Source organism: Nitrosomonas sp. Is24, assembly GCF_033063335.1.
In the GTDB taxonomy this organism is placed as follows: Bacteria; Pseudomonadota; Gammaproteobacteria; order Burkholderiales; family Nitrosomonadaceae; genus Nitrosomonas.
This window is the reverse complement of the sequence record NZ_JAWJZG010000001.1, coordinates 358,096-382,777: the sequence shown is the minus strand read 5'-3', so window position 1 is coordinate 382,777 and position 24,682 is coordinate 358,096. Positions and strand designations below refer to the sequence as shown.

At 49.1% G+C, this 24,682-nt stretch carries 26 protein-coding genes and 1 tRNA gene; 8 read left to right on the top strand and 19 right to left on the bottom strand.

What is annotated here, in order from left to right; all coding sequences use genetic code 11:
* Position 1 precedes the first annotated feature (1 nt).
* From R2103_RS01675 to R2103_RS01650, 6 genes are all read right to left on the bottom strand, one after another.
* Entirely contained in the window at positions 2 to 145 is a 144-nt protein-coding gene (locus R2103_RS01675) for a hypothetical protein (RefSeq protein ID WP_317529834.1), read from the bottom strand.
* Positions 135 to 434, bottom strand: a complete 300-nt coding sequence (locus tag R2103_RS01670) for a helix-turn-helix domain-containing protein (protein WP_317529833.1) — start codon at positions 432 to 434, stop codon at positions 135 to 137. Before R2103_RS01670 ends, R2103_RS01675 begins: the two co-directional genes overlap by 11 nt.
* A gap of 1 nt (position 435) precedes the next feature.
* Entirely contained in the window at positions 436 to 675 is a 240-nt protein-coding gene (locus R2103_RS01665) for a helix-turn-helix transcriptional regulator (protein WP_317529832.1), read from the bottom strand.
* Positions 676 to 776: 101 nt separating this feature from the next.
* Complete coding sequence (locus tag R2103_RS01660; RefSeq protein ID WP_317529831.1) at positions 777 to 1,595, bottom strand: hypothetical protein; 819 nt, start codon at positions 1,593 to 1,595, stop codon at positions 777 to 779.
* A 95-nt stretch (positions 1,596 to 1,690) separates the two neighbouring features.
* Complete coding sequence (locus R2103_RS01655) at positions 1,691 to 2,899, bottom strand: tyrosine-type recombinase/integrase (protein ID WP_317529830.1); 1,209 nt, start codon at positions 2,897 to 2,899, stop codon at positions 1,691 to 1,693.
* A 163-nt stretch (positions 2,900 to 3,062) separates the two neighbouring features.
* Positions 3,063 to 3,149, bottom strand: a tRNA-Leu gene (locus R2103_RS01650).
* A 109-nt stretch (positions 3,150 to 3,258) separates the two neighbouring features.
* Here R2103_RS01650 and queA point away from each other — a divergent pair.
* The 5 genes from queA (at position 3,259) to secF (ending at position 8,970) form a co-directional block, all read left to right on the top strand.
* The gene (gene queA, locus R2103_RS01645; protein ID WP_317529829.1) at positions 3,259 to 4,293 is read left to right on the top strand and encodes a tRNA preQ1(34) S-adenosylmethionine ribosyltransferase-isomerase QueA; all 1,035 of its coding nucleotides are present in this window, start codon (positions 3,259 to 3,261) and stop codon (positions 4,291 to 4,293) included.
* The gene (gene tgt / locus R2103_RS01640) at positions 4,290 to 5,375 is read left to right on the top strand and encodes a tRNA guanosine(34) transglycosylase Tgt (RefSeq protein ID WP_317529828.1); all 1,086 of its coding nucleotides are present in this window, start codon (positions 4,290 to 4,292) and stop codon (positions 5,373 to 5,375) included. The genes queA and tgt overlap by 4 nt, the downstream gene beginning before the upstream one ends.
* A gap of 47 nt (positions 5,376 to 5,422) precedes the next feature.
* Complete coding sequence (gene yajC / locus R2103_RS01635; RefSeq protein ID WP_317529827.1) at positions 5,423 to 5,866, top strand: preprotein translocase subunit YajC; 444 nt, start codon at positions 5,423 to 5,425, stop codon at positions 5,864 to 5,866.
* 95 nt (positions 5,867 to 5,961) lie between these two features.
* The gene (secD, locus tag R2103_RS01630; protein ID WP_317529826.1) at positions 5,962 to 8,004 is read left to right on the top strand and encodes a protein translocase subunit SecD; all 2,043 of its coding nucleotides are present in this window, start codon (positions 5,962 to 5,964) and stop codon (positions 8,002 to 8,004) included.
* Between the two features lie 27 nt (positions 8,005 to 8,031).
* Entirely contained in the window at positions 8,032 to 8,970 is a 939-nt protein-coding gene (gene secF / locus R2103_RS01625; protein ID WP_317529825.1) for a protein translocase subunit SecF, read from the top strand.
* A gap of 139 nt (positions 8,971 to 9,109) precedes the next feature.
* Here secF and R2103_RS01620 read toward each other — a convergent pair whose 3' ends face one another.
* The 10 genes from R2103_RS01620 to R2103_RS01575 form a co-directional block, all read right to left on the bottom strand.
* A complete protein-coding gene (locus tag R2103_RS01620) occupies positions 9,110 to 9,679 on the bottom strand; it encodes a hypothetical protein (protein ID WP_317529824.1) in 570 nt (189 codons plus the stop codon).
* A gap of 64 nt (positions 9,680 to 9,743) precedes the next feature.
* Positions 9,744 to 10,328, bottom strand: a complete 585-nt coding sequence (locus tag R2103_RS01615; protein WP_317529823.1) for a hypothetical protein — start codon at positions 10,326 to 10,328, stop codon at positions 9,744 to 9,746.
* A 160-nt stretch (positions 10,329 to 10,488) separates the two neighbouring features.
* Positions 10,489 to 11,751, bottom strand: a complete 1,263-nt coding sequence (locus R2103_RS01610; RefSeq protein ID WP_317529822.1) for a methane monooxygenase/ammonia monooxygenase subunit B — start codon at positions 11,749 to 11,751, stop codon at positions 10,489 to 10,491.
* Positions 11,751 to 12,575, bottom strand: coding sequence for a methane monooxygenase/ammonia monooxygenase subunit A (locus tag R2103_RS01605; protein ID WP_090322876.1), 825 nt, complete (start codon positions 12,573 to 12,575; stop codon positions 11,751 to 11,753). Before R2103_RS01605 ends, R2103_RS01610 begins: the two co-directional genes overlap by 1 nt.
* A gap of 168 nt (positions 12,576 to 12,743) precedes the next feature.
* Positions 12,744 to 13,550, bottom strand: coding sequence for a methane monooxygenase/ammonia monooxygenase subunit C (locus R2103_RS01600; protein ID WP_090322878.1), 807 nt, complete (start codon positions 13,548 to 13,550; stop codon positions 12,744 to 12,746).
* Positions 13,551 to 13,898: 348 nt separating this feature from the next.
* A complete protein-coding gene (locus tag R2103_RS01595; RefSeq protein WP_176776380.1) occupies positions 13,899 to 14,258 on the bottom strand; it encodes a response regulator in 360 nt (119 codons plus the stop codon).
* Between the two features lie 88 nt (positions 14,259 to 14,346).
* Entirely contained in the window at positions 14,347 to 15,804 is a 1,458-nt protein-coding gene (locus tag R2103_RS01590) for a TrkH family potassium uptake protein (protein WP_317529820.1), read from the bottom strand.
* A gap of 11 nt (positions 15,805 to 15,815) precedes the next feature.
* Positions 15,816 to 17,270 (bottom strand): Trk system potassium transporter TrkA, encoded by a 1,455-nt coding sequence (gene trkA, locus R2103_RS01585; RefSeq protein WP_317529819.1) that lies wholly within the window; start codon positions 17,268 to 17,270, stop codon positions 15,816 to 15,818.
* A gap of 9 nt (positions 17,271 to 17,279) precedes the next feature.
* Positions 17,280 to 18,068, bottom strand: coding sequence for an inositol monophosphatase (locus R2103_RS01580; RefSeq protein ID WP_317529818.1), 789 nt, complete (start codon positions 18,066 to 18,068; stop codon positions 17,280 to 17,282).
* Between the two features lie 2 nt (positions 18,069 to 18,070).
* Positions 18,071 to 18,628, bottom strand: a complete 558-nt coding sequence (locus R2103_RS01575) for a thioredoxin family protein (RefSeq protein WP_317529817.1) — start codon at positions 18,626 to 18,628, stop codon at positions 18,071 to 18,073.
* Positions 18,629 to 18,791: 163 nt separating this feature from the next.
* Between R2103_RS01575 and R2103_RS01570 the strand changes: the two genes are divergently transcribed.
* The 3 genes from R2103_RS01570 to R2103_RS01560 all read left to right on the top strand — a co-directional run bounded on the left by R2103_RS01570 (position 18,792) and on the right by R2103_RS01560 (position 21,342).
* Positions 18,792 to 19,538 (top strand): 16S rRNA (uracil(1498)-N(3))-methyltransferase, encoded by a 747-nt coding sequence (locus tag R2103_RS01570; protein ID WP_317529816.1) that lies wholly within the window; start codon positions 18,792 to 18,794, stop codon positions 19,536 to 19,538.
* A 38-nt stretch (positions 19,539 to 19,576) separates the two neighbouring features.
* Positions 19,577 to 20,893 carry an amino-acid N-acetyltransferase gene (gene argA / locus R2103_RS01565; protein ID WP_317529815.1) on the top strand — a complete coding sequence of 439 codons (1,317 nt, stop codon included), beginning with the start codon at positions 19,577 to 19,579 and terminating at the stop codon, positions 20,891 to 20,893.
* Between the two features lie 176 nt (positions 20,894 to 21,069).
* A complete protein-coding gene (locus tag R2103_RS01560) occupies positions 21,070 to 21,342 on the top strand; it encodes an oxidative damage protection protein (RefSeq protein ID WP_090317520.1) in 273 nt (90 codons plus the stop codon).
* 104 nt (positions 21,343 to 21,446) lie between these two features.
* Here the strand turns inward: R2103_RS01560 and R2103_RS01555 are convergent, their stop codons facing one another.
* The 3 genes from R2103_RS01555 to pyk all read right to left on the bottom strand — a co-directional run bounded on the left by R2103_RS01555 (position 21,447) and on the right by pyk (position 24,667).
* A complete protein-coding gene (locus R2103_RS01555; protein WP_317529814.1) occupies positions 21,447 to 21,845 on the bottom strand; it encodes a hypothetical protein in 399 nt (132 codons plus the stop codon).
* Between the two features lie 177 nt (positions 21,846 to 22,022).
* Positions 22,023 to 23,087 carry a class II fructose-bisphosphate aldolase gene (gene fba, locus R2103_RS01550; RefSeq protein ID WP_108699500.1) on the bottom strand — a complete coding sequence of 355 codons (1,065 nt, stop codon included), beginning with the start codon at positions 23,085 to 23,087 and terminating at the stop codon, positions 22,023 to 22,025.
* Positions 23,088 to 23,215: 128 nt separating this feature from the next.
* The gene (gene pyk, locus R2103_RS01545) at positions 23,216 to 24,667 is read right to left on the bottom strand and encodes a pyruvate kinase (RefSeq protein ID WP_132427299.1); all 1,452 of its coding nucleotides are present in this window, start codon (positions 24,665 to 24,667) and stop codon (positions 23,216 to 23,218) included.
* Positions 24,668 to 24,682 lie beyond the last annotated feature (15 nt).

Genomic DNA, 24,682 nt, shown 5'->3' with positions numbered 1-24,682 from the left:
TTTAGCAATCCGCCAGCCGTAACAGATACCGGTAAACCGCCTGTAATTCGATCAAACTCAGTGAAGCGATATCAGCCCCTATGCCAAGATGAGAAAAGCGTATTAGCAGCATTTCAAGGTGTTCCAGCCAAGTATCACGATTCATGGCTATCACCACTGCGTAACAAGTAACAACCAACGCGGTGTTTATCGCCATTCTCCGCTTCAATGACTTGCCAAATTGTGTCAATGCAAAAGCCATTTTTGCGAAGCTGCAATATTCGTGCGGGCGGGTGGTAAATCCCCAATCCACGGCTTGCTTCAAAAGTGTTGATACTGAATAAACGCAATGCTCGCAATAACCGGGCGCATTGTTGTTTCGCGTCATCGCCGGTAAACTGCCGGTTGATTTCTTTAAAAGCCGCTTCTTTATGGGGCGGTATTTTTTTGTCCATGTTATGCCCCTTGATTTCCGGTGATTGCCAAAGCTGCGCGCAATTCACCGACATTCCAGCAAGTGGTACGCGGCGATAATTTACGCGGTTTAGGAATGCGCCCGGCATTGACACCGCGCCACACACTGGCAGGGGAACAAGCATATAAGGCTTGAACGACTGGCTGCCTTACATTGGCGGTGTTAGGGAGTTGATCGAAATTTTTGAGTGCTTCAGGGATTGAAGCATTAATAGTTTTCATACGATTCCTTTCTGTGTTTGTTAATCACAGGAAGGATCATAGAAAAAGCCTTTTAGACTGTACGGAAATATCCTAATCGCAAACGGCAATTTCCGTTAGAACTAATTCTTATCGCGTTTTGATGGCAGTAATGCTGTACCCTCTTTAAGCCAACTACGAACCGTTTTAGCATCAAAATTTATACCATGAGTAGTCATCGCATTAACTATATCTTGAGGAGCATTTGATCTTTCTGAGCTTGGATCATAGCCGTAGGCATCAATAGCTAATGTTGTCAGCGCACGAAGTAGATTTTCAGTTTTTCGGGTTGATTCTTTGCCATTATTTCCACTTTCACTTGAGTAAGCGATTTCATTTTCTAGCTCCCTCAATGCATCTAGTTGTACAACTAATATTCCATCACTGGGCAAATGATGCGCATTAACATAATTTTTTATTGCATGATCTCTTAACATTTGATCTTTTTCACCATCTACAATCATCTCTAAGTCAGACAAAAATTGTTGCAATACGTATAATTTATTATCTTGCTCAACATAAATCTCAAAACCTCCATTAATTTCAAAGGTATTCCCAGTTGTTAAACGATAATAATCTGCCTCAACTAACAATCGTTCTGTTCCAATCATTGGAAAATTACAAATGCCTTCCAACACAGTGATTTGATCTAAGCTAACTGTCATAATTGTGTCTCCACAGCCATAGTTATGTCGCAGGTAATCAAGCTCTTCTGGAAGAGGAATTTCTTCTGCAAATTTTGCCTGTGTGGTTGTAGGCAAAAAAAGAGATAGCATTAATTTGTTATCAAGCGCCAATCTGAATACATCAGCTTCTCTAATATCTTCTCCTAATAAAATTGTCAGGTGACTTGCTGTTTCTTTTACAGTTAACCATTTTCTCAGTTTAAATAACTTACTCAAATTGTGCCCCTTATGCACTTACCCTTAAACTAGAAACCACGCCAGCCGGGTAAGGGTTCCCGGTGTTCGCCCCGTCGGGCTAGGCGTAGTTAAACTTAATCAAGTTTTTGAAAATTAACTACCTTGGCACCCGCCGATAATTCATCCAAATAATCCGCCCACCACTTCATCATTTCTTTGCGTTTGGGCAGGTGTTCGGCATAGTTATAGGCTGCCACTACTTTGTTGCGTTCTGCATGAGCAAGCTGCCGTTCAATCGCTTCATGCGGCCAGCCGTGTTCATGTAACAATGTACTGGCCATGCTGCGGAAACCGTGCCCGGTCATTTCATCCTTTTCATAACCCATGCGCCGCAATGCGCCGTTAACGGTATTCTCTGACATTGGCCGGGCACTGCTGCGTATGCTCGGGAAGATATATTGACCATCGCCGGTTAACGGGTGGATTGATTGCAGAATTTCGAGTGCTTGCGGTGACAGCGGGATAATATGCACTTCCCCCATTTTCATTTTATGGCCGGGTATGCGCCATTCTTGTTTATCAAAGTCGATTTCTTGCCATTCTGCATGACGAAGTTCACCGGGTCGCACAAAAACCAATGGCGCAAGCTGCAATGCACATTTGGTGATGTATGAGCCGCTAAATCCCCGGATTGAACGCAGTAATGCGCCGATGGCTTTGGGGTCGGTAATGCTGGCATGATGTTTGACTTTAACGGGTGTCAATGCGCCCCGTAAATCGCCGCTGGGATCGCGTTCAGCGCGCCCGGTGGCTACCGCATAACGAAATACCCGCCCGGCATATTCACGGCAACGCTGCGCTTTCTCATGCGCGCCACGGCTTTCTATCTTACGTAATACTGCCAGTAAATCAGGTGCGCCAATATCTTTAATTGCACGATTCCCCAGCCACGGAAAAATATCTTTTTCCAGATACCGCTTGATATTGTTGGCCGTCGATTCCGCCCATGTTTTGCTGGTTTTCGCGTGCCATTCCAGCGCTACAGCTTTGAAAGTATTTTCTGCTGCGGTGCGCACAATCTGTTTATTGATGGCTTTTGTTATTGCCGGATCAATATCTTTGGCAAGTTGATCTTTCGCTTCATCCCGTTTCTTTCTGGCATCAACGAGCGACACAGTAGGATATACGCCTATCGCCAATGTTTTACGTTTCCCGGCATAGCGGTAATCCATGCGCCAGTATTTACCTATCGATTTGACTAATAAATACAATCCACCGCTATCACCCATTTTGAAGGGCTTATCTTTAGCCTTTGCTTGACGTATTGAAATATCGGTAAGCATTTGACGGTATCTCACTTGACGGTATCAAAAGTACCGTCAAAAATACCGTTAAATTGTCGGTATGTCAAAAGATGTCATGCTATCTCTTGATACGATCAATTTCTTAAATTCTTAGTGATTACAAGGGATTTGATACGATCTGAAACTACCTGAATGCTGCTATTGGTGCCGAGAGGGGGAATCGAACCCCCATGATGTCACCATCGCGGGATTTTGAGTCCCGTGCGTCTACCAATTCCGCCATCTCGGCCAAACAATTTGCTTGTTTTGAATAAACAGCAGGCGCAATTATTACTGAAAAGCCGGAGTACAGCAAGCCGCATGGGCGGAAAACATGCTGCGCCGGTATAATAGGCGGCATGAAGACGCAAGATTTTGACTTTTATCTGCCCGCCGAATTGATCGCACAGTTTCCCGCCGAGCAGCGCACCGGCAGCCGTTTGCTCTATTTGGATAGCAATAATAATCAGTGGCAGGACGCGTTATTTTCGAATTTACCCAGTTTCCTGCGCGCCGGAGATGTCATGGTGTTTAATGATACCCAAGTGATTAAAGCGCGCTTGTACGGAAAAAAAAATAGTGGTGGCAAGGTAGAAGTCATGGTGGAGCGAATACTCGATGATCGCCATGTTCTGGCAGCCATCCGCGCCAGCCATGCACCCAAACCGGATTCAACCTTATTGCTGGCGGATGCGATACCGGCAACCGTGATCGCGCGTGAGCAGGAATTTTATACCTTGCGCTTTGAGCATGAAAAAACGACAGCGGAATTGCTGGAATGCTACGGCCAATTGCCGTTGCCTCCCTATATCGCCCGCCCGGCGACCGCCGCGGACGAAGCACGTTATCAGACAGTTTACGCAAGAAATGCAGGAGCTGTTGCAGCACCGACCGCAGGACTGCATTTCGACGCCGGTATGATAGATCGATTACGGGCGATGGGCATCACCATTGCCTACGTCACTTTGCATGTCGGTGCCGGAACATTTCAGCCGGTGCGGGTTGAAAATATTGCCGATCACACCATGCACAACGAAACCTATCATATCCCGCAGGCCACCGTGGATGCGATCCGGCAAGCCCGGCTATCGGGAAGGCGCATTCTTGCCGTCGGCACGACATCGCTACGAGCGCTGGAATCCTGTGCATCGTCTCAGAATGGCCAATTGATCGCAGGGTATGGCGATACGCGGATTTTTATTACGCCGGGCTATCGCTTTCAAGTAGTCGAGCGATTATTGACCAACTTTCATTTGCCCTGCTCAACACTGCTGATGCTGGTCTCGGCTTTCGCCGGCATAGAAAACATCCGGCTTGCTTATCGGCATGCCGTAACTGAGCGCTACCGTTTTTTTAGCTATGGAGATGCCATGCTGATTGAGAGAAAATCATGAAATTTCAGTTACATTCCACCGACAAGGCAGCCCGCCGCGGCACCTTGACCTTGGCGCACGGCACGGTCGAAACACCGGTTTTCATGCCGGTAGGTACTTATGGCGCGGTCAAAAGCATGCCACCCGCCGCACTGCAAGCGACAAACGCGCAAATCATTCTGGGCAACACGTTTCATTTATGGCTGCGCCCCGGATTGGAAGTAATCGAAGCGCATGGCGGATTGCATGATTTCATGGGCTGGCGCGGCCCGATACTCACCGATTCCGGCGGGTTCCAAGTATATAGCCTGGGCGATTTGCGTAAAATCACCGAGCAAGGCGTGCATTTCAAATCGCCGGTCAACGGTGACAACTGTTTTCTGTCACCGGAGGAATCGATGCGGATTCAACGCACGCTCAATTCCGATATTGTGATGATCTTTGATGAGTGCACTCCGTATCCAGCCGATGAATCGACCACTCAACTCTCGATGGAACTCAGTCTGCGCTGGGCGGAACGCTCCAAACAGGCGCATCATGGCAATCCGAATGCATTGTTCGGCATCGTGCAAGGTGGCATGTACGAACATCTGCGCGATCAATCGTTTGCTGGTTTATATCGCATCGGTTTTGACGGTTATGCGATCGGCGGATTATCCGTCGGCGAGCCCAAAGCTGACATGCAGCGCATCCTCAAACATACCGCACCGCTCCTACCCGCTGATCAACCGCGTTATTTGATGGGTGTCGGCACACCGGCGGATATAGTGCATGCCGTGGCGCACGGTATTGATATGTTCGATTGCGTACTGCCAACGCGAAATGCCCGCAATGGCTGGCTGTATACGCGTCACGGCATTATTAAATTGCGTAACAGCCGCTACCGGCTGGATACATCGCCTCCGGACGAGCACTGCGGTTGCTACACCTGCCAGCATTTCAGCCGCGCTTATCTCCATCATTTGCAACGCATCAACGAAATGCTGGGGGCGCATCTGAATACCGTGCACAACTTGTATTATTACCAGCAACTGATGCAAGAAATCCGCAGTGCAATCGAAAACCAACAATTTGAAGAATATGCACAAGAATTTCTGGCATAAGCGGTCATCATGCTAATATGTACCTTTTTTCAGAAAGGGAGAATTTTATGCTGATTAATGATGCATTTGCACAAGCTGCTGCGTCAACGCAAGACAACTCGGACTTGTTAAGCCTGTTACCGATGTTTGGGATACTGGTGCTGTTTTATTTTCTGCTGATCCGCCCGCAAGCTAAACGCGCCAAAGAGCAAAAACAGATGGTGGAAGGATTGCAGAGAGGCGATGAAGTCATTACCAACGGCGGTATTCTCGGTCAGGTGCTGAATGTCAGCGAAGCTTATGTGATTATCGAAATAGCACCGGCTATCGAAGTCACCGCGCTTAAATCTTCGGTGCAAACCCTATTGCCCAAAGGAACACTGAAGAGTATCGAGCCGAAAGGAAAAGCTCAAAAATCCAAAACAACCAAAACAACAACCGCTTCGGAAAACAGTGCCGCCGAAACCACGGAGAGCAACGCTACTGATGCTGCAAATGTTGAAAAGAAATAACCACGCGTGCCGTGGCGGAACGAATCGTTATTGAATTGCTTGCCGTCACATGTCTTTCTTACCTTTTATCATTAATTAATACTTAACTGACACCCATGAACCGCTACGCACTTTGGCAATACTTGATTATTGCGGTTTCACTGCTACTCGGCTTGCTGTACACATTGCCGAATTTTTACGGCGAATCGCCCGCAGTACAGATCTCCCCTTTACGGACGTCCGCAAGCACTGATACCGCCTTGTTACAACGCGTTGAAGACGCATTAAAACAAGCCAACCTTGGAACGGATGGAGTGCTCCTTGAAGAAGGAAGCATTAAAGTACGTTTCGCCGATACCGAGACCCAAATCAAAGCAAAAGATTTGCTGGAATCGGCTTTGGGTAATGACTATATCACTGCGCTGAACTTACTGCCCAATTCTCCCCGGTGGCTGACCGATCTCGGCGCATTGCCGATGTATTTGGGACTGGATCTGCGCGGCGGCGTGCATTTCATGCTGGCCGTCGATATGGAAGGCGCGCTTGAAAAATCACTGGATCGTTACAGCGCTGATATTCGCGGCAAATTACGCGAACAAAAAATTTCCTATGCCGGTCTGGAAAAACAAGCCAAGAAACTGACTTTGAAATTTCGCGATGCTGAATCACGCACCAAAGCGGAAGCTGAGTTAAAGTCGAATTACCCCGACCTTGGTTTCAAGGAAGAGAATGCCGATAACCGCTATCATCTCGTCGCTACGATTAAACCCGAGGCGCTCGCACGCATGCAAGAGTCGGCGGTGTTGCAGAACATCACAACCCTGCGTAATCGCGTTAACGAGCTGGGCGTTGCTGAACCCATCATCCAGAAAGCCGGAACAGATCGTGTCATTGTGCAATTGCCGGGGGTGCAAGATACCGCCAAAGCAAAAGATATTCTGGGACGGACAGCCACCTTGGAAGTTCGCATGGTAGATGATGAGCACGATCTCGATGCCGCATTGCGGGGTAAAGTACCAGCGGGTACCGAGCTGTATGAAGAACGGGGGGGAAGTCCATTACTCGTTAAAAAACAAGTATTGTTGACGGGTGAACATATCACCGATGCGCAACCTGGCTTTGATAAAGACAATCAGCCCGCAGTACACCTCAATTTAGACAATGGCGGATCGCGCATTTTCAAACAATTGACACGGGATAATGTTGGCAAAAGAATGGCCATTCTGCTGATTGAGAAAAATAAGGCGGAAGTCATAACCGCGCCGGTCATTCGGGAAGAAATCGGCGGCGGGCGCGTGCAGATCAGCGGGCGCATGACCAGCAGGGAAGCGCGCGATGTTGCGTTATTACTGCGCGCTGGCGCTTTGGCAGCACCGATGGATATCATTGAAGAGCGCACAGTAGGACCGAGCTTGGGCGCGGAGAATATTGCCCGCGGCTACAACTCGACCTTATATGGCTTCTTGGGCGTCGCTATTTTCGTTGCCATCTACTACACGGCGTTCGGCATGATTTCGGTCATTGCACTGGCCATGAATCTATTGCTGCTGGTCGGTTTATTATCCATCATGCAGGCTACATTGACACTGCCGGGGATGGCCGCACTGGCCCTGACGGTCGGTATGGCGATTGATGCCAACGTGCTGATCAATGAACGGATTAGGGATGAATTGCGCGCCGGCAGTTCTCCGCAAATGGCTATTCATGCAGGATTCGAGCGAGCCTTCGGTACAATTGTGGACTCCAATGTTACCACCCTCATTGCCGGTATTGCGTTGTTTGCTTTCGGTTCAGGTCCGGTGAAAGGATTTGCGGTAGTACTTTGCTTAGGCATTATGACTTCCGTATTTACCGCCACTTTTGTGACAAGAGGCATAGTCAATCTGATCTATGGAAGCCGTCGCAGACTTGATCATGTTCCGATTGGGAAAATCTGGATACCGGAGCAAAATCAGGCCACTCATAGAACTGCATTAGTTCGTGACAAAGCAGGCGAAGAATCGATCGATACTCAGAAAAGAATTACAGAACAGCCTGAGGCTAAAGCTGAAGTTATCCAAGAAGCTGATCTTGATGTTCAAGCTGAATCGAGCGAAAGAAAGCCGGGTAAGGCTAAAAACAAGCGAAAATCATCTGATACCAAGCAACCCAAAAGCTGATTTATCGGATTTATAAGGAAGTAAGCCATGGAATTTTTTAGATTTAATCGTAACATTCCCTTTATGCGATGGAGACGGGTCGGGGCTGTCATTTCAATTGTGACATTTGCTCTATCTATTTTCTTTATTGCCACAAAAGGACTCAATCTCGGTGTAGATTTCACAGGCGGAACAGTACTGGAAGTCAGTTACAATCAAGCTGCTGATCTCGAAAAAGTCAGAAGCGTACTCACCGATCTCGGTATGTCTGACGCCAGTGTGCAAAATTTCGGCACCTCTCGTGAGGTTCTGATTCGCTTACCAATTAAACCTGATGTTTCCAGTGCGCAATTGTCGGAAACCGTTATGGATGCATTGAAACAGTCGGATTCTTCGGTCGAAATGAAGCGGATGGAATTCGTTGGTCCGCAAGTTGGAGCAGAATTGCTGGAAAACGGTGCGCTCGCCTTGCTATTTGTTTCGCTGGGTATCGTTGCTTACTTGGCAGTGCGGTTCGAGTGGAAATTTGGCGTATCGGGTATTATTGCCAACTTGCATGACGTTGTTATCATCGTTGGCTGCTTTGCTTTTTTCCAATGGGAATTTTCGCTCACGGTACTCGCCGCCATTTTGGCCATATTGGGTTACTCCGTTAATGAGTCGGTCGTTATTTTCGATCGAATTCGCGAGAATTTCCGTAAATATCGCAAAGCATCCATTACCGAAGTCATCGATAGCGCCATTACACAAACGATGTCACGCACAGTCATTACCCATGGAAGCACACAGATGGTCGTCATCGCGATGCTTTTATTCGGCGGTGAAGTGCTTCACTACTTTGCGCTGGCATTAACCATCGGTATTTGGTTCGGAATTTATTCGTCGATTATGGTCGGCAGCTCAATCATCATGCTTCTAGGCGTCAAACGCGAAGATCTGGTTAAGATTGAGAAGAAACCTTTAGAAAATGATGGCGCGGTTGTATAAGGTTTTACAATCGCATGGATGAGTCAACTAGTATTACCCGTTGATCAGAAAGCGTGCATTTCTAATTTCCAAATAAAAAAAAAGCACAATAGGAAATTTCCTGTTGTGCTTTTTTTGTTTTTTGACTTGCTGTGTCTTATCAAGCAGCTTGCGGTTTACGCTTGCGCAAGAAGAAGAAAGCGGCAACAGCGAGGACCAGCACAACCGGTGCAATAATCGCTGCTTTCGGGGTCGGACGGCCTTCACCTACCGAGAACGGAAAGCGTGATACATAGTCCTGCGCTCCACCCGTCACCGTCACCAGCCCTACAAACTTGCCTTTCTCCGGAAAGGTGTGATCTACCGTAATCGATGCCGATGGGTATACCTTCGGTGGTAAGTGGAATACTGTGATCTCGTCCAGATTCGCTTCCGATCCCGTGTCACGAATAATCCGCACTTCTGTCTTCAGCGGCCGTAACTCTTCCTGGATATAGTCCAGTGCGATCACGGTCTTGCCTGTTTCCGGTATGTCTTCACAGAATTCTTCTTCCTGCGATAAGGGTTGATAGCCGGTAAAGTGCATCCGGTACGGTCCTACCGTCAATACGCACATGTCTTCAGCCAGTGCCAAACCACCGTGCGCTTGTGCTTGTGAGGTAAATATCATACCTGTTGCAAGTATAACCGCGAATAATGCTTGTTTCATTTCTATGAGTCTTGCTGACATCGTTTGGATTTCCTGTGTCTATAAATGGTTAGTCTCTAATATGCTCTGTTTGCTATCAGATTGTTCAGTTCTTGTTGGCCCGGCGCGTTGCCAGCCAGTCTCTGAAACGTCTTGACCGGATGAGTTTATACCCAAGTATTGTGGTCAGCAATAGGCCGACTGCCGGTCCTATGGTGGCTCTGAATACTTCGGCATAGTTGATCATTTCCACCCGTAAATGATATTCATAGTTTAGTGGCGGTACGCCTTCGGCAGTAATCAATACCAGATATTTCCCTTGTTCGAGGGGGCTTTGCGTGCTGATCACGCCGTCCTGATACATCGCCGCGTGCAGGTTGGTGACCGTGTCCCCTTCGCCAGCTTTGCTGCCTTTCATAACCTTTACGCCTATCGGCATCTCACGCAGTGCAGGGTCTACTAAATCTATCACGAGTATGGCATTGCCCGCTTTGGGTATTTCCGTGCAGTAATGTCCTTCTTCGTTTACTTGTGGCTGATAAGTACTGAGGTGAATCATGTTCTCGCCGATCCGGCGCATGCAGTTGTCTTCTTCCATCGCTACTTTACCATGTGCACCAGCTGTGCCGGCATACAGTGCCATAACAAGTGTAAAGACTGCTGTCCCCGTTTGTGCTATTTGCCTGACCACGACAAATCCTCCTCTTGGATGAGCGCCTCTAATTTTGCCAATTCTTTTGTCCGCATTCTTTTAATACCCTAAATTTTTACTCTTTTCTCTACCGATAAAAAAAACCGGTACACCGGCTGTCTTTCGACAGTGGTGTACCGGTGTTGATACTTAACTTCTCTTACAGTTTGGTAAAGACTGGAATTACCGCGCCAGCAATACTGTTGATATAACGATTGCCTGCTTCATCCCAGGTCATCAACAATCCGCCAAAACGGCTTTCAGGGTCACCCAACAGAGCCATCAAACGTTGCACTTCCCACAACGCATCTTTGGCTTCCATCTTAACTTCACGGGTTTCTCCAGGTTGAACGCCTCTGTCATCATCCATCGATAAGCCGGTTGCTACCAGTTCTCTTGGATAGTCAGGATCCAGGTGTTTGCGGCCCAGTTCGTTCACAAAGCGTACGCCCGCTGTCGTGAATTCACCAATGTTAACCGCTGTGTCACCGTTGTTGGTGATTTCCATCGTTACACGCAGTGCACGGCCAGGTACGTCGTAGTTAGCATGTGTTACTTTGATTGCAACTGGGTTCGGTGCAATCGGTAACGGTGCTACTTTCGATTCGCCAGCTTGGATCGGTACTGTGTATGGGTGTACGCTTTCGGTGTAACGATAGCCGCCCCAAACAATCGCGCAGGTCAGTATTGCAACTGCCAGACCTACTTTTCTGTCCGTTGGGGAGGTTAACAGTTCGTCACCATACGCCAGCAATACGCGGCTACGTGGCAGGAACATCGGTTTCGCTACAAAGTAGCCAATCCAGAAGCAGCCTAAGCCTAACCATACGATGTGCCAGAATATACCGTTGCTGAAGTTGAATGTTTCCAGGTCGATGGTTTTACCAGTCAGTGTGGTTACTGGGTTGGTAAAGTCATCCCAGCTGCCGGAGATGTTCATCCATGAGGCTGGACCTGCAATAGGACCTGCATCTTTGATGTTTACCATCGCGTGCATGTGGTGACGTCCTGGAATACGGGCTTTCAGTCTGACTTCAAATGCATAGTCACGGCCAATTTCCAGAGGACCTGAAATAAACGTTGGTTCGCCGTTCAGTTTGGTGCTTAAACGTACAAACACCGGGCTTGGGCTACCTACGTTAAAGAAGGCGCGGGTTGGTTTACCTACCGCACGTGGCCAGTCTTCAGCTAAGTGAAAGTTACCAGTCATCGTCGCAATGTCGTTGACTTTGGTGACTTTCGGTTGCCATTTCAAGTCGTACCATTGAATACTACGCATACGCAGGAACGGTTCTTGTGAGCGTTCACCGTGTGCCGCTGCTGTCTTAACATCTAACGTCAGCGTCATCGCCAGCGATGCCGCTCCAATCGCTGCTCCATACAGGCCTAATACGCCCAGTTTAAATATGCTTCTTATATTCATTATCTAATCCCCTGTGCAAAGCCTTTTTCACCAAACGCGGTTACGTCGTTCTTCATTGAGATGCGTCCTCTTTCTCCTTTAACATAGTAGAAAGCGGTGCAGTACAGTTTGCCAAAGTACCACCATACGCAGAACATCAGCATGGATACGAACGCTGCGAAGAACGCTGCAATCACTGTGGTGTGTCCACCAAAGGTGCGCAGTGAGCCTTGCTCAATCAGGCGAACATATTCAGGTGTACCGGTACGTACGTACAGGAAACCTGTGTAGTCAGCTACTGATAACAGTACGCCTTCTACAACCACTGGTAAGTGGGTTGGGCCAAATATCGGCCAGTTGCCTGGGTAGAAGAATAATCCAAAGAAGCCGCCGCCTAACAGTGCTGTGATCAGCCAATTACCGGTCAGCAACATGATTGTATCCATCATCAATGCACCTGGAATCATGGTCGATGGCAGTACAAAGTTGATCGGATAGTGTGACCACCAGTAGAAGCCCCAGTAACGGGTCAGCCATTCACCTACTAACAGGCATACGATACAGAGTGTCGCGCCAAATGGCAGGCGATAGTTTACCCACAGGTAATACATCAGTGCTGCACAGTACATGATACCTACAATCGGTGTTACTACAGGCCACCATTGACGGTCTTTCCAATCCAACCAGAAATCCCAGTCTCCTGCTAACAGCATGAAGTGCATGTGATAGGTTCCTACCAGCAATATACACAGAATCGGAAAATATACCGCATCTATGTATCTGGACATCTTGACCGCTTCCGGCACCATCTTGGCCGCTGCTAAAATTTCGTCTGTTCTACTCACTAGACCCTCCCTTCTTCATTTCGTGTGATATTAAATTATGAAAACTTGACGATTCCCTTGCTTCTTTTTGTCGTCTGCTTATTGCTCGTTTTCATTACTGCATAGTAACTTAAGTCTTCTTATCCTTCCGCCCGTATCACAGGCGGGAAGGATGTGCTGCATTCAGAATTAAGGAACGATACGGTTGTTCAGAATGTCTCTGCTTGAGCCGTTCCAGGTTACATCAGTCAGGTTCGAGTAACGGGTGATGATTTGTGCTGCAATACCACCCGAGAATAAACCTGCCCAGCCCAGAATCACAAAGCCCCAGTGCAGTGGCGCGCTGAACAGTTCTTCCATGAACCAGAATGCGTGACCCCATTCGTTCAAACCTACGTTTGGCAGAATCATCAATGGGCCAGCAATTGCCATGACCAATGGGAACGATGTGCCGCGGCTGTACAGTGGCAGACGGGTCATCGCGTACAGGTATGATGCTACGCCACACACGATGTACATTGGGAATGAACCGTAGAACACGACTACGTGACTTGGGGTGAAACTGGTGTCACGAATAATCACTTGGTGCCAGGATGCGTCTTGTTCGGTGAAGAAGCTGCCGCCCCAGTAAACACCAAACAGATACACGCCCAGCCACATCATCCAGTAGAAATAACGTTTGATTTCCAGCTTGGTGTCTAAGTTGTCCAGTTGTTCTTTGGTGTCACGGGTTTTCAGGATCCAACCCCAGGTTACTAACGCAAACAAAGGCATCAGGGTCATGTGTACGCGCCACAGGCCCATCCATACTTTGTCAAATTCCGGTTCCATCGAGTCCATACCGTGTGAGTATGCAAACGTTCTTTGGTACCAGATCCAGAATATCGCTACCAACAGCATTGTTAACATGCCCAGTTTGTAGTACTTCGAGTCGTACCACAGTGACATGTCATAGCTTGCGCTTGATGCACTTGACGTGCCGTAAGTTGTTGCCATGTTTCTACCTCCTAACTGTTAATCAAAACTACTTCTCGTTCTTTTACTCTTCTACTTCTAATACTAATTAATTAGTACTGCTTTTATCTCGGCAGTTAAATTAACCTATTTTCTACCCTTAATTTAACCACACCTCTCAGGCTAGTCGACCTTACCCCTCAAAGTCAAGTCATTTGTCATAAAATCCCCTACTCTAATTTAGGGATTTTTACTCAAAACTTACCCGATTCTACTTCGTATACAAATACTAAGAAAACACTCCTCAAGCATATTAAAAATAAATCCCACTCTCCTTACTAAACTCAATGGAAGATTAGAATGGCATTCTCATTCGCCAAATTAGGTTACTTAATTTTGCTGCAAAGTATAGCTGCGTATTATGCTCAATAAACCCTCTGCGGTAAATGGTTTAGTCAGATAATCGTTCGATCCTGCCATTCTGCCCCGCGCTTTATCAAATAATCCATCCTTGCTGGATAACATAATCACTGGCGTAGACTGATAAATTGGATTATTTTTTATTAACTTACACGCTTGATAACCATCCAGGCGCGGCATTGTGATATCCACAAAAATAATATCAGGCTGATTCTCAACAATCTTAGACATCGCATCGAAACCATCTTCTGCCAATATGACTTCACAACCAAATGGTCTTAGAAAAATTTCGGCACTTTTCCGAATCGTGTTACTGTCATCGATCACCATGACTTTAATACCCTTCAATACACCGGCATTATCCACCCATACTCCTTACGAAAATTTGGCATAAACTAAGCTTGTACCATTCTGGATTTTATTTCCTCCAGAATGCAGGCGTAAATATAGCGAGCACGGTAAAAAATTCCAATCTACCCAGCAACATGGCAAAGCTACATATCCATGTCTGAAAATCCGTTAGCGATGCATAAGTGGTTGCCGGTCCAATTTCCCCAAGCCCCGGCCCTAGATTATTGATGCAAGCCACCGCGGCCGAAAAAGCTGTAATGACATCCAATCCGCTCAATGTGAGCATCAGCATCATCAGCACGATACTCGCCGTATAAACAAACAGAAATACCAAGACTGCAAGAATGACCCGGCTTGCCAGCACACTTCTCCCAAGTTTCGCGGGCATTACCGCATTGGGATGCATAATCGTAATAATTTCACGATAAACCTGCTGATACAGAATACGGGCCCGTATCATCTTAATGCCACCGCCAGTGGAGCCTGAAGAAGTGCAAAATCCGGATAAAAATAACATCCAGAGAGGAACGAATATCGGCCACAGGTTATAATCGGTATTACTGTAGCCGGTCGTCGTGGCAACGGATACGATATTGAAAGCGGCATAACGCAAGGCTATCAGCGGCTCGGAGTAAACGCCGGTTAACCAAAGATACAATGCCAATCCGGCGCAACTGAGAAAAAGGATCATGACATACCAGCTCACTTCGGAATCATAGCGATAAGGCGTTAAGCTTTTTGCCCGCCAAGCCAGAAAATGGGTCGCAAAATTTATTCCGGCAATCAGCATAAAGACAATTGCAACCGATTCAATGAGCGGAGAATCCCAGTAAGCATAACTTGCGTCATGCGATGAAAAACCGCCTAATCCCAAAGTTGTGAAAGCGTGCATGACCGCATCAAACCAATCCATGCCTGCCCACTTGTAAGCAAAAACACACGCCAAGGTCAGACTCGCGTAGATCGACCACAACCCTTTAGCTGTTTCAGCGATACGCGGCGTCAGTTTGTTTTCTTTCATGGGCCCCGGTATTTCAGCATTCAGCAATTGCCGTCCGCCGACGCCCAGCAATGGTAAGATCGCTACCGCGAGCACAATCAGACCCATACCGCCAAGCCACACAATTTCGCCACGCCATAGGTTGATGGACGGCGGCAACGCATCCAACCCCGACAATACCGTACCACCGGTAGCGGTTAAGCCCGAAACAGCTTCAAAATAAGCCATGCTGAGATTGAGTTCGGGCAAATACAGCAGTAATGGCAGCATGGCAAAAGCCGGTAACCCGGACCACACCATGACCACCAGCAAAAAGCCATCGCGCGTCTGCAATTCACGTTGATAGCGGCGTGTCGCGAGCCACATGACTAAACCGCTACCGAGGGTAATCAGAATAGACTCGCCAAAAACAAAACGCGCACCGTCATCGATCCATAGCGCCAAACCGAATGGAATCAGCATGGTCAGCCCGAATACCAGCACCATCTTACCCAGCACATTAACAACCGTAAGCAACCGATTCATGGAATGATGTGCTACAGAAAACCAACGTTAACCTGAAACAGTTTTTCCACTTCGCGAATCATTTTCCGGTTGACCACAAATAGAATCACATGATCTTCCGATTCGATGACCGTATCGTGATGCGCAATGATGACGCGTATTGAGTGACTGGACTCAGCTAAATTCTTTTCCAGCTCTGCGGAACTCAAACTCTCGCCGAATAACCCTTCGGTTCTCGGCAAACCACGCACTATTGCGCCAATGGTCGCGCCTTTTGGCAGCTTGATTTCATCAATCTTGCGTCCGACCACATTGGACGATCTGGCATCGCCATGCGCGACCAGCTCCAGTGCCTCCGCCGCACCGCGCCTCAAGCTGTGCACAGCAGCAACATCGCCGTGCCGGACATAAGCCAGCAATGAGCCGATCGTCACTTGCGCTGGCGAGATCGCGATATCAATACGACTGCCTTGCACCAGATCCACGTAAGCGCGGCGATTGATCAGCGCAATCACTTTATGCGCCCCCATCCGTTTCGCCAGCAGCGCCGCCATAATGTTGTTCTCTTCGTCATTCGTCAGCGCGCAAAACAAATCCATCTCGGCAATGCTCTCACTCTCCAGCAAGGTTTCATCCGTTGCATCGCCGTGCAGCACCAGCGCATTGCTCAATTCACCCGCCAAACGCTCACAAGCTTGGTAATTGCGTTCTATGATCCTGACCTGATAATCTTTTTCCAGCGTCATGGCCAGACGCCTGCCGATTTTTCCGCCACCAGCGATCATCACATGTTTGACCGGCCTGTCCATTTTGCGCAATTCCCGCATGATGGTGCGAATGTCTTCGGTTGCGGCAATGAAAAATACCTCATCTTCCGCTTCGATGATGGTGTCGCCTTCCGGAATGATCGGCCGGTCTTGACGGAAAATAGCCGCCACGCGCGTATCCACATTGGGCACATGCTTGCGCAATTGCTGTAATTCCTGTCCGACCAGCGAACCGCCTTTTAACGCGCGCACCGCCACCAAGCTTACTTTTCCCGATGCGAAATCGAGCACCTGCAAGGCTTCGGGAAACTCAACGAGTTTCTCAATATATTCAGTCAGAATCTGTTCGGGTGAAATGGCAAAATCGACGCAGAAGTTTTCCGTTGAAAAAATTTCCGGATGCGTCAAATACTCCGTGGAGCGGATCCGGGCAATTTTAGTCGGTGTGTTAAACAGTGTGGCGGCAAGCTTACACGCCACTAGATTGGTCTCATCGTGCTCTGTTACGGCCAGCACCATATCTGCATCATGCGCCCCGGCATTCACCAACACCGATGGATGCGACGCGTTGCCAACAACCGTACGCAAATCCAAGCGATCCTGCAATAACGCCAAACGCTTGGAATCGATATCGACCATGGTAATGTCGTTGGCTTCACTGACCAAGCTCTCAGCGACCGACGAACCGACTTGACCCGCGCCCAGAATGATAATTTTCACTTGAACAACCTACTCTTTCCGGTTCTCGCGCACCCAGTCACGCCATTGCGCAAATAGCCCGGGATCCAGTGCCGCTATCACGGATCGCGTCCACGGCGATCCCGCCCAGTAGTCATCCTGTTCGAAGCCGCACATATGTCCGCCCGCTTCTGCGAGAATCAATGAACCCGCGCCGTAATCCCACGGCTTCTGTCCGCCGTGCAGATATAAATCAAAATAACCGGCGGCGGTATAGCACCATTCCAGCGCGCACGCACCGAAGTTGCGCTGCGAGGCAAACGGTGGATAAGCAGCCACTCTGGCCGCGAATTTCCGATCCAGCCGTTTTAAATCGACATTGGCCATGGCACCCGATAATGCCGGCGTATACGTCTTCAGCGGCAACGCAATACCATTCAAAAAAGCACCGCCGCCTTTGGTGGCATAAAACATCTCATCCGTTACCGGATTGTAGATCACGCCCAGCACACTCTTGCCTTGCTCCATGAACGCCACTGAAATGGCGAAGTACGGTAACCCATTGAGAAAGTTAGACGTGCCATCGATCGGGTCGATGCTCCACAACCCGGATTGCCCCTTGATCCACTGCGCTTCCTGCTCCTGTTTTGTCATTTCCTCGCCCATCGCGGCGGCTGGATGAATTTTTTGCAGCTTTTCCAACAGCGCATTCTGTGCCGCGACATCCGCTTCGGTAAAAAAACTGCCGTCCGCTTTAATCTGACGGTCGACTTGCAGGTAGCGCGGCATGATGACTTGCTGCGCGACTTCTTTTACCGCCGTGATCACTTCTTCTAGCACGTTTACTCCGACCGCCACTTGATCGAACAACCGATGCTGGGGATTTGTTCCACCGGGCCGCGGCCGGTTTTGGCGACTTGCAACATACCCTCGAACAAATCCCGGCGCACATCGGCGGGCGCGGCTTCTTTGCGCGATGCGTCCAAGCGGCCGCGATACTGCAATTCCAGTTTGCTGTTGAAACCGAAGAAATCCGGTGTGCACACCGCGCCATAGCGTTTGGCTATTTCCTGTGTTTCATCCCACACATACGGGAAAGGATAATTTAATTGTTTCGCCACCAGCGCCATGTTTTCAAATGAATCTTCCGGGTAATCGGCCGGGTCATTGGACATGATCGCAATGGCATTGATGCCGTGCGATTTCAATTCATTCACATCGCGAATGATGCGATCCTGCACTGCTTTCACATACGGGCAATGATTGCAGATAAACATCACCAGCAGGCCGTTTTCCCCTTTTGCGGAAGCCAGGTTATAGCGTTTGCCGTCGACGCCCAGCAAATCAAAATCAACCGCTTTCCAGCCAAAATCACAAACCGGTGTTTCCAAACTTGCCATATTCTTTTCTCCTACTATCGATAATAATCTTGAAAACCGCTTCTCCAGCCTGCCGCGCTCACCCATTGAAACAGCGGTCAGACAATGAATGCCGGATAAATAACGTGCTATATTATCATGAGTCCATTTATCGAATTGCTACTTACCCCGGTCAGCCCCCATCATGCATGCGCGCTTCTACCATCCCGAAGAAATCATTGCCGGAACGGTTATCGAATTATCGGCCGGGAACAAACACCATGCCGCGCGGGTATTGCGGCTGAAAGAGAGCGATGCAGTCACGTTGTTCAATGGACAGGGCGGTGAATTCTCCGCACACATCACCAGCATCACCAAATCCAGCACGGCCGTCCGGATCGACGCCTATCACGCGATGGAGCGCGAATCTCCGCTGTCGATTGAGCTGGCCCAAGCCGTCTGCGTCAATGAAAAGATGGATTGGATCATACAAAAAGCGGTGGAACTGGGTGTGACGCGCATTCAACCCGTGACCACGGCACGCAGTATCGTGCACTTGTCCGGCGAGCGCGCCGGCAAACGCCAGCAACACTGGCAAAAAATCGTCATTTCCGCGTGCGAGCAATGCGGCAGAAATTACGTACCGCAAGTATTGCCGTTGATCTCGCTGCCGGAATGGCTGAGCCGGAAGAAAACTGACCGATCGCCTCGTGATGGTTGCTTTATGTTATCCACGACAGCCACGCAAAGTTTGAAAGAGATTGCCAAACCACCTGCCGATGCCAATCTGGCGCTCGTGATCGGACCGGAAGGCGGGTTTACGCCGGAAGAAGAAGCAGCTGTTTTACACACCGGCTTCGTCCCGCTGCGTTTGGGAAAACGCATCTTGCGCACCGAAAGCGCGGCTTTGACGGCTATTGCCGCATTACAAACCTTGTGGGGTGATTTTTAACCGATCGCATGAACAAAAATCCGCTATCTTCACAGACCATGAACACACCTGCTGAATTTGTCGCCTGGTTCCGCTCGGTTGCTCCCTATATCAACGCGTTCAGGGGAAAAACCTTCGTCATCGGTTTTAGCGGCGAAATGGTCACGAACGCCGCCTTTGTCGATTTTATTCACGACGTCAATCTGCTCGCCAGCCTCGGTGTCCGGCTGGTACTGGTGCATGGCGCGCGTCCGCAAATTCAACTGCGCCTGGATGAGTCGCAACTGGAAACACAAACCGTGATGGGCATGCGCGTCACCGACCCCGCCGCGTTACAGTGCGTCAAGGAATCGGTCGGGCGCGTGCACCACGAGATCGCCGCATTGTTGTCGATGGGCTTGCCCAATTCGCCGATGGCCAATGCCGCCATCCGCGTGACCAGCGGGAACTTTGTCACCGCCTGCCCTTATGGCGTCATTCAGGGCATCGACCTGATGCATACCGGGAAAGTACGAAAAATCAATGCTCCGGCGATTCATTCGCGTCTGGAGCAAGGCGATGTAGTGCTGATTTCGCCGCTGGGATACTCGCCCACCGGCGAGATTTTTAACTTGACGATGGAAAATGTGGCGACCGAAACCGCCATCGCACTTCACGCCGAGAAACTGATTCTTCTGTTGGATAGCGCGGATACCTCAGTATTGCCGCGTGAACTCACCTTGCCGGAAAGCAAATTGCTGCTGGAAAACAAAACACCGGCAACCGCAGCGCCGATACCGGATGCGATCCGATCATCGCTGCAATACGCGACCAAAGCCTGTGAATTGGGCGTGACGCGTGCGCATCTGGTCAGCCGGCATATCGACGGCGCCATCGTCCAGGAACTGTTTACGCACGATGGCATCGGCTGCATGATTTCGCAAGAAACACTGCAAGCGCTGCGCAAAGCGCGCATCGACGATGTCGGTGGCATCTTGCAACTGATCGAACCGCTCGAAGCCGAAGGCATTCTGGTCAGACGCGGGCGTGAATTGCTGGAAATCGAAATCGACCGGTTTACCGTATTCGAGCACGACGGCATCATCCTTGGCTGCGCCGCGCTGTATCCCTTCCCCGAAGAACACGCGTGCGAACTCGCCTGTCTGGCGATTCACCCGGATTACCGCGATCAGGGACACGGCGAACGCTTGCTCAAGCACATCGAAAACAAAACCATCGCGCAAGGCATCCACAAACTGTTCGTACTCACCACGCATGCCACGCATTGGTTCATCGAACACGGCTTCAGCCAGGCTACCCCAGCCGAATTACCGAAAACTAAACAGAATTTATATAACTACCAGCGCCGCTCGAAAGTGTTAATCAAACACTTATAATTTTTCCATAGAAAATACACTTCGGCTGTTTACTCAGTGAAACGAACGTTTCATAATGCCGGTCTTTCCTCAACGGGAAATTCAGATCATGTCCTCCGGCAAGCTCAGCACCAGCCGCGATATGTGGTTCAGAGAATTTCCAATACTCTTTTACTGACTTGGAGCAAGGATACGACATGGCAAGAATGGTGAAATGCATCAAACTAGGCCGCGAAGCCGAAGGCCTGGATTTTCAAACTTACCCCGGCGAACTGGGCAAAAGAATTTTTGAGAATGTTTCCAAGGAAGCCTGGAGCCAGTGGATCAAACACCAAACCACGCTGGTCAACGAAAACCGTTTGAATCTATCAGACGCCAAAGCACGGAAATATCTGGCGGAACAAATGGAAGCGCATTTTTTTGGGGAAGGGGCGGAACAGGCAGCGGGGTATGTACCTCCCAAAAACTAATTTTGATTTTGGAAACACAATCAAAATTGCAGTATTTCGCTCATCAGTTTTCTAGTTGAAGTCGAAATCTGAGGACGCTGACTTCTCTATAATGAGATGACGGCCTATTTTTTCAAGGGAAGATCGTCAATATCAACAGGAGCCCATGTTCTTTCTAATGAAATTCTACATGCACGAGCAAGTTGATACGATAAGTCTTCAAGAGATTTTGGATGAGCCTGTTCAGCTTCGACTAAGTACAACTGTTTACCAAAATCTACCATTGCATCTTTCACACCTTTACTTTCTAAGATTGAAGGCTCACCCCAATACAGTCGCCAGAATTCCTCACATTCTTTCTTGACTAACGCAATACTGCTTGCTGTAGCAATACCTGCTGCTGCCACACATGTTCGCTTATAGATTTCCAGCTGCTCTTCCCAGAAACGCTTTCGGAATTCACTACGCTTCGTATGACCATACTGCAGAATCGCGACTATCGCAGTTACAATCCCTACAATCATCGTAACCGTGTTGATCTCAGTTTGAGTTATATCTGCTAAGCACATCACAATCTAATTTTTCACTAACTCGAATAAATGTTGGAGCACTATCGAAACTCTCAGATTGAGAACTTCCTATGACTGATACTGCAAAGGCACCATCAATCATAGGTTTATTAGATACCAATGTAATTTGACTTACTTAATAACCGCGTTCAATTCGCCTTTAGCATAGCGGTTCGCCATGCTTTCCAGAGAAATCGGTTTGATTTTTCCGGCTTGTCCGGCGCAGCCGAAGGCTTCGAAGCGTGCTTTACAAATATCTTTAGCAGCGGCAGTCGCTTCTTTCAGGAATTTGCGCGGATCGAAATTGCTTTTGTCTTTTTCCAGGCTGCGGCGGATCGCGCCGGTCATCGCTAAGCGGATATCCGTGTCGATGTTGACTTTACGCACGCCATACTTGATCCCTTGTTGAATTTCTTCGACCGGAACACCGTAGGTTTCTTTGATGTCGCCGCCGAATTGGCGGATGATTTCCAGCCATTCTTGCGGTACCGAGCTGGAGCCGTGCATGACCAAATGCGTGTTGGGGATACGTGCATGGATTTCCTTGATGCGTTGGATCGCCAGGATATCGCCGGTGGGTTTGCGAGTGAATTTGTACGCGCCATGCGAGGTTCCGATAGCGATTGCCAGTGCATCCACACCGGTTTTACGGACAAAATCGGCGGCTTCTTCCGGATCGGTCAACAGTTGATCGTGCGATAACACGCCTTCCGCGCCGTGACCGTCTTCGGCTTCACCCATACCGGATTCCAGAGATCCCAGGCAACCCAGTTCGCCTTCTACCGATACGCCAACAGAGTGTGCGATGTTAACGACATCGGCCGTAACATTAACGTTGTATTCGTACGAAGACGGTGTTTTGGCATCTGCTTGCAATGAACCGTCCATCATGACGCTTGAGAAACCGCTACGAATCGCATTGACACAAACAGAAGGAGAAGCACCGTGATCCTGGTGCATCACAATCGGGATATGCGGATAGGATTCAACAGCTGCTTCAATCAAATGACGTAAAAATGCTTCACCGGCATATTTTCTCGCACCGGCGGAACCTTGCATGATGACCGGGCTGTTGCATTCATCCGCTGCTTGCATGATCGCCTGGATCTGTTCCAGGTTGTTGACGTTGAAAGCGGGCAGGCCGTAACCGTTTTCCGCCGCGTGATCGAGTAGTTGTCTTAATGATACGAGTGCCATCTAGATCTCCTTATTGATTATCTTAATAAAATTGTATACCAGTATAAGCATATTCTTAATGAATACCTTTTGATTCTTTCCACTGCCGTTCGCGCTGCGCCAATGCCGGATTCGCATCCGCAGACAGCTTATTTCGCATCAATACCTTGTCTTGTTTTCCATTCGCCGACTCTGATGATCTTCATCGTATTGGTGCCACCGGTTTTACCCACCGGTTCGCCGATCGTCATCACCATGATATCACCGCTGCGTACCACACCGCGATTGAGTAATTCCTGTTCGGCCAGATTCAGAATTTCTTCCGGATCGTTCAATCCTGCGCCGAATTCCACCGGATATACACCTCTGAACAACGTCACCCTTCTGCGCGTTTCCTCGTTGGGGCTCAACGCAAAAATAGGTACTTTGGAGCTTCTGCGCGACATCAACAACGCGGTCACACCGCTTTGTGTCAGTGCGGCGATGGCGCGAATCTGTAAGCCGCTGGCAGTGTACATGGTGGCTCGGGCAATGGCTTCTTCGATAGTCGCCGGATTGATATTCTGCATCCGCCGGTCGGTGTTGACCAAGTATTCCTTTTCCGCTTCCAAGCAAACTCTGGCCATCGCTTCGACCGCTTCCACCGGATATTCTCCGGCGGCGGATTCCGCCGACAGCATGACTGCATCGGTGCCATCCAGCACTGCGTTGGCCACATCCGATACTTCCGCCCGTGTTGGAATCGGATTGGTAATCATCGATTCCATCATTTGCGTGGCGGTTACCACGGTTTTATTGTTGGCGCGCGCGGAGCGGATCATTCTTTTTTGCAGCGCCGGAACGGCGGCATCGCCGACTTCAACCGCCAGATCACCGCGCGCCACCATAATGGCATCCGAGGCTTCGAGAATATCGTCCAAAGCAAGAATAGCCTCGGAGCGTTCGATCTTGGCCATGATCATGCCTCTGCCGCCTGCCTCTTGAAACAATGCGCGCGCTTGGCGGATATCGTCGCCTGAGCGGACAAACGATACGGCTAAGTAATCCGCGCCCAGTTCGGCTGCTGTTTTGATGTCTTCCAGATCCTTGCTGGTCAGCGCTGGCGCACCAAGTCCGCCACCTTTACGGTTAATACCTTTATTATTGGACAGTATTCCGCCCTGCTCGACCACGCAGAATACCTGATGACCTTTCACATGCGATACACCGAGTACAATCCGGCCATCGTCCAGCATCAGCGTAGCGCCGGTTTCCAGATCGTTCGGCAATTCCTTATAATCCAGACCGACTCTTTCCTGATTGCCTAATTCACAATTAGCATCCAGAATGAATTGATCGCCGACTTCGAGCCTGATCTTACCGTGCTCGAATCTACCGACGCGTATTTTCGGCCCTTGCAGATCGGCCAGTACGCCGACCGTAAGACCAGCAGCCCGCGCCAGCGACCGTGTCATCTCGGCGAATTCGATATGCTGTTCGCGCGTACCGTGCGAAAAATTGATCCGAACAACATCAACACCGGCCCGGATTAAACGATCCAAGATTTTTGGATTGTTACAGGCGGGACCCAGGGTCGCTACAATTTTTGTTCTTCGAATCATGATTTTTCTGGTTGA

Excerpts from the sequence above, each read along its gene's own strand:
- R2103_RS01675 (WP_317529834.1), bottom strand. The coding sequence starts at position 145 with ATGAATCGTGATACTTGGCTGGAACACCTTGAAATGCTGCTAATACGC.
- R2103_RS01670 (WP_317529833.1), bottom strand. The coding sequence starts at position 434 with ATGGACAAAAAAATACCGCCCCATAAAGAAGCGGCTTTTAAAGAAATC.
- R2103_RS01665 (WP_317529832.1), bottom strand. The coding sequence starts at position 675 with ATGAAAACTATTAATGCTTCAATCCCTGAAGCACTCAAAAATTTCGAT.
- R2103_RS01655 (WP_317529830.1), bottom strand. The coding sequence starts at position 2,899 with ATGCTTACCGATATTTCAATACGTCAAGCAAAGGCTAAAGATAAGCCC.
- queA (WP_317529829.1), top strand. The coding sequence starts at position 3,259 with ATGAAGACGCAAGATTTTGACTTTTATCTGCCCGCCGAATTGATCGCA.
- tgt (WP_317529828.1), top strand. The coding sequence starts at position 4,290 with ATGAAATTTCAGTTACATTCCACCGACAAGGCAGCCCGCCGCGGCACC.
- yajC (WP_317529827.1), top strand. The coding sequence starts at position 5,423 with ATGCTGATTAATGATGCATTTGCACAAGCTGCTGCGTCAACGCAAGAC.
- secD (WP_317529826.1), top strand. The coding sequence starts at position 5,962 with ATGAACCGCTACGCACTTTGGCAATACTTGATTATTGCGGTTTCACTG.
- secF (WP_317529825.1), top strand. The coding sequence starts at position 8,032 with ATGGAATTTTTTAGATTTAATCGTAACATTCCCTTTATGCGATGGAGA.
- R2103_RS01620 (WP_317529824.1), bottom strand. The coding sequence starts at position 9,679 with ATGTCAGCAAGACTCATAGAAATGAAACAAGCATTATTCGCGGTTATA.
- R2103_RS01610 (WP_317529822.1), bottom strand. The coding sequence starts at position 11,751 with ATGAATATAAGAAGCATATTTAAACTGGGCGTATTAGGCCTGTATGGA.
- R2103_RS01600 (WP_090322878.1), bottom strand. The coding sequence starts at position 13,550 with ATGGCAACAACTTACGGCACGTCAAGTGCATCAAGCGCAAGCTATGAC.
- R2103_RS01595 (WP_176776380.1), bottom strand. The coding sequence starts at position 14,258 with ATGGTGATCGATGACAGTAACACGATTCGGAAAAGTGCCGAAATTTTT.
- R2103_RS01590 (WP_317529820.1), bottom strand. The coding sequence starts at position 15,804 with ATGAATCGGTTGCTTACGGTTGTTAATGTGCTGGGTAAGATGGTGCTG.
- R2103_RS01575 (WP_317529817.1), bottom strand. The coding sequence starts at position 18,628 with ATGGCAAGTTTGGAAACACCGGTTTGTGATTTTGGCTGGAAAGCGGTT.
- R2103_RS01570 (WP_317529816.1), top strand. The coding sequence starts at position 18,792 with ATGCATGCGCGCTTCTACCATCCCGAAGAAATCATTGCCGGAACGGTT.
- argA (WP_317529815.1), top strand. The coding sequence starts at position 19,577 with ATGAACACACCTGCTGAATTTGTCGCCTGGTTCCGCTCGGTTGCTCCC.
- R2103_RS01560 (WP_090317520.1), top strand. The coding sequence starts at position 21,070 with ATGGCAAGAATGGTGAAATGCATCAAACTAGGCCGCGAAGCCGAAGGC.
- R2103_RS01555 (WP_317529814.1), bottom strand. The coding sequence starts at position 21,845 with ATGATTGTAGGGATTGTAACTGCGATAGTCGCGATTCTGCAGTATGGT.
- fba (WP_108699500.1), bottom strand. The coding sequence starts at position 23,087 with ATGGCACTCGTATCATTAAGACAACTACTCGATCACGCGGCGGAAAAC.
- pyk (WP_132427299.1), bottom strand. The coding sequence starts at position 24,667 with ATGATTCGAAGAACAAAAATTGTAGCGACCCTGGGTCCCGCCTGTAAC.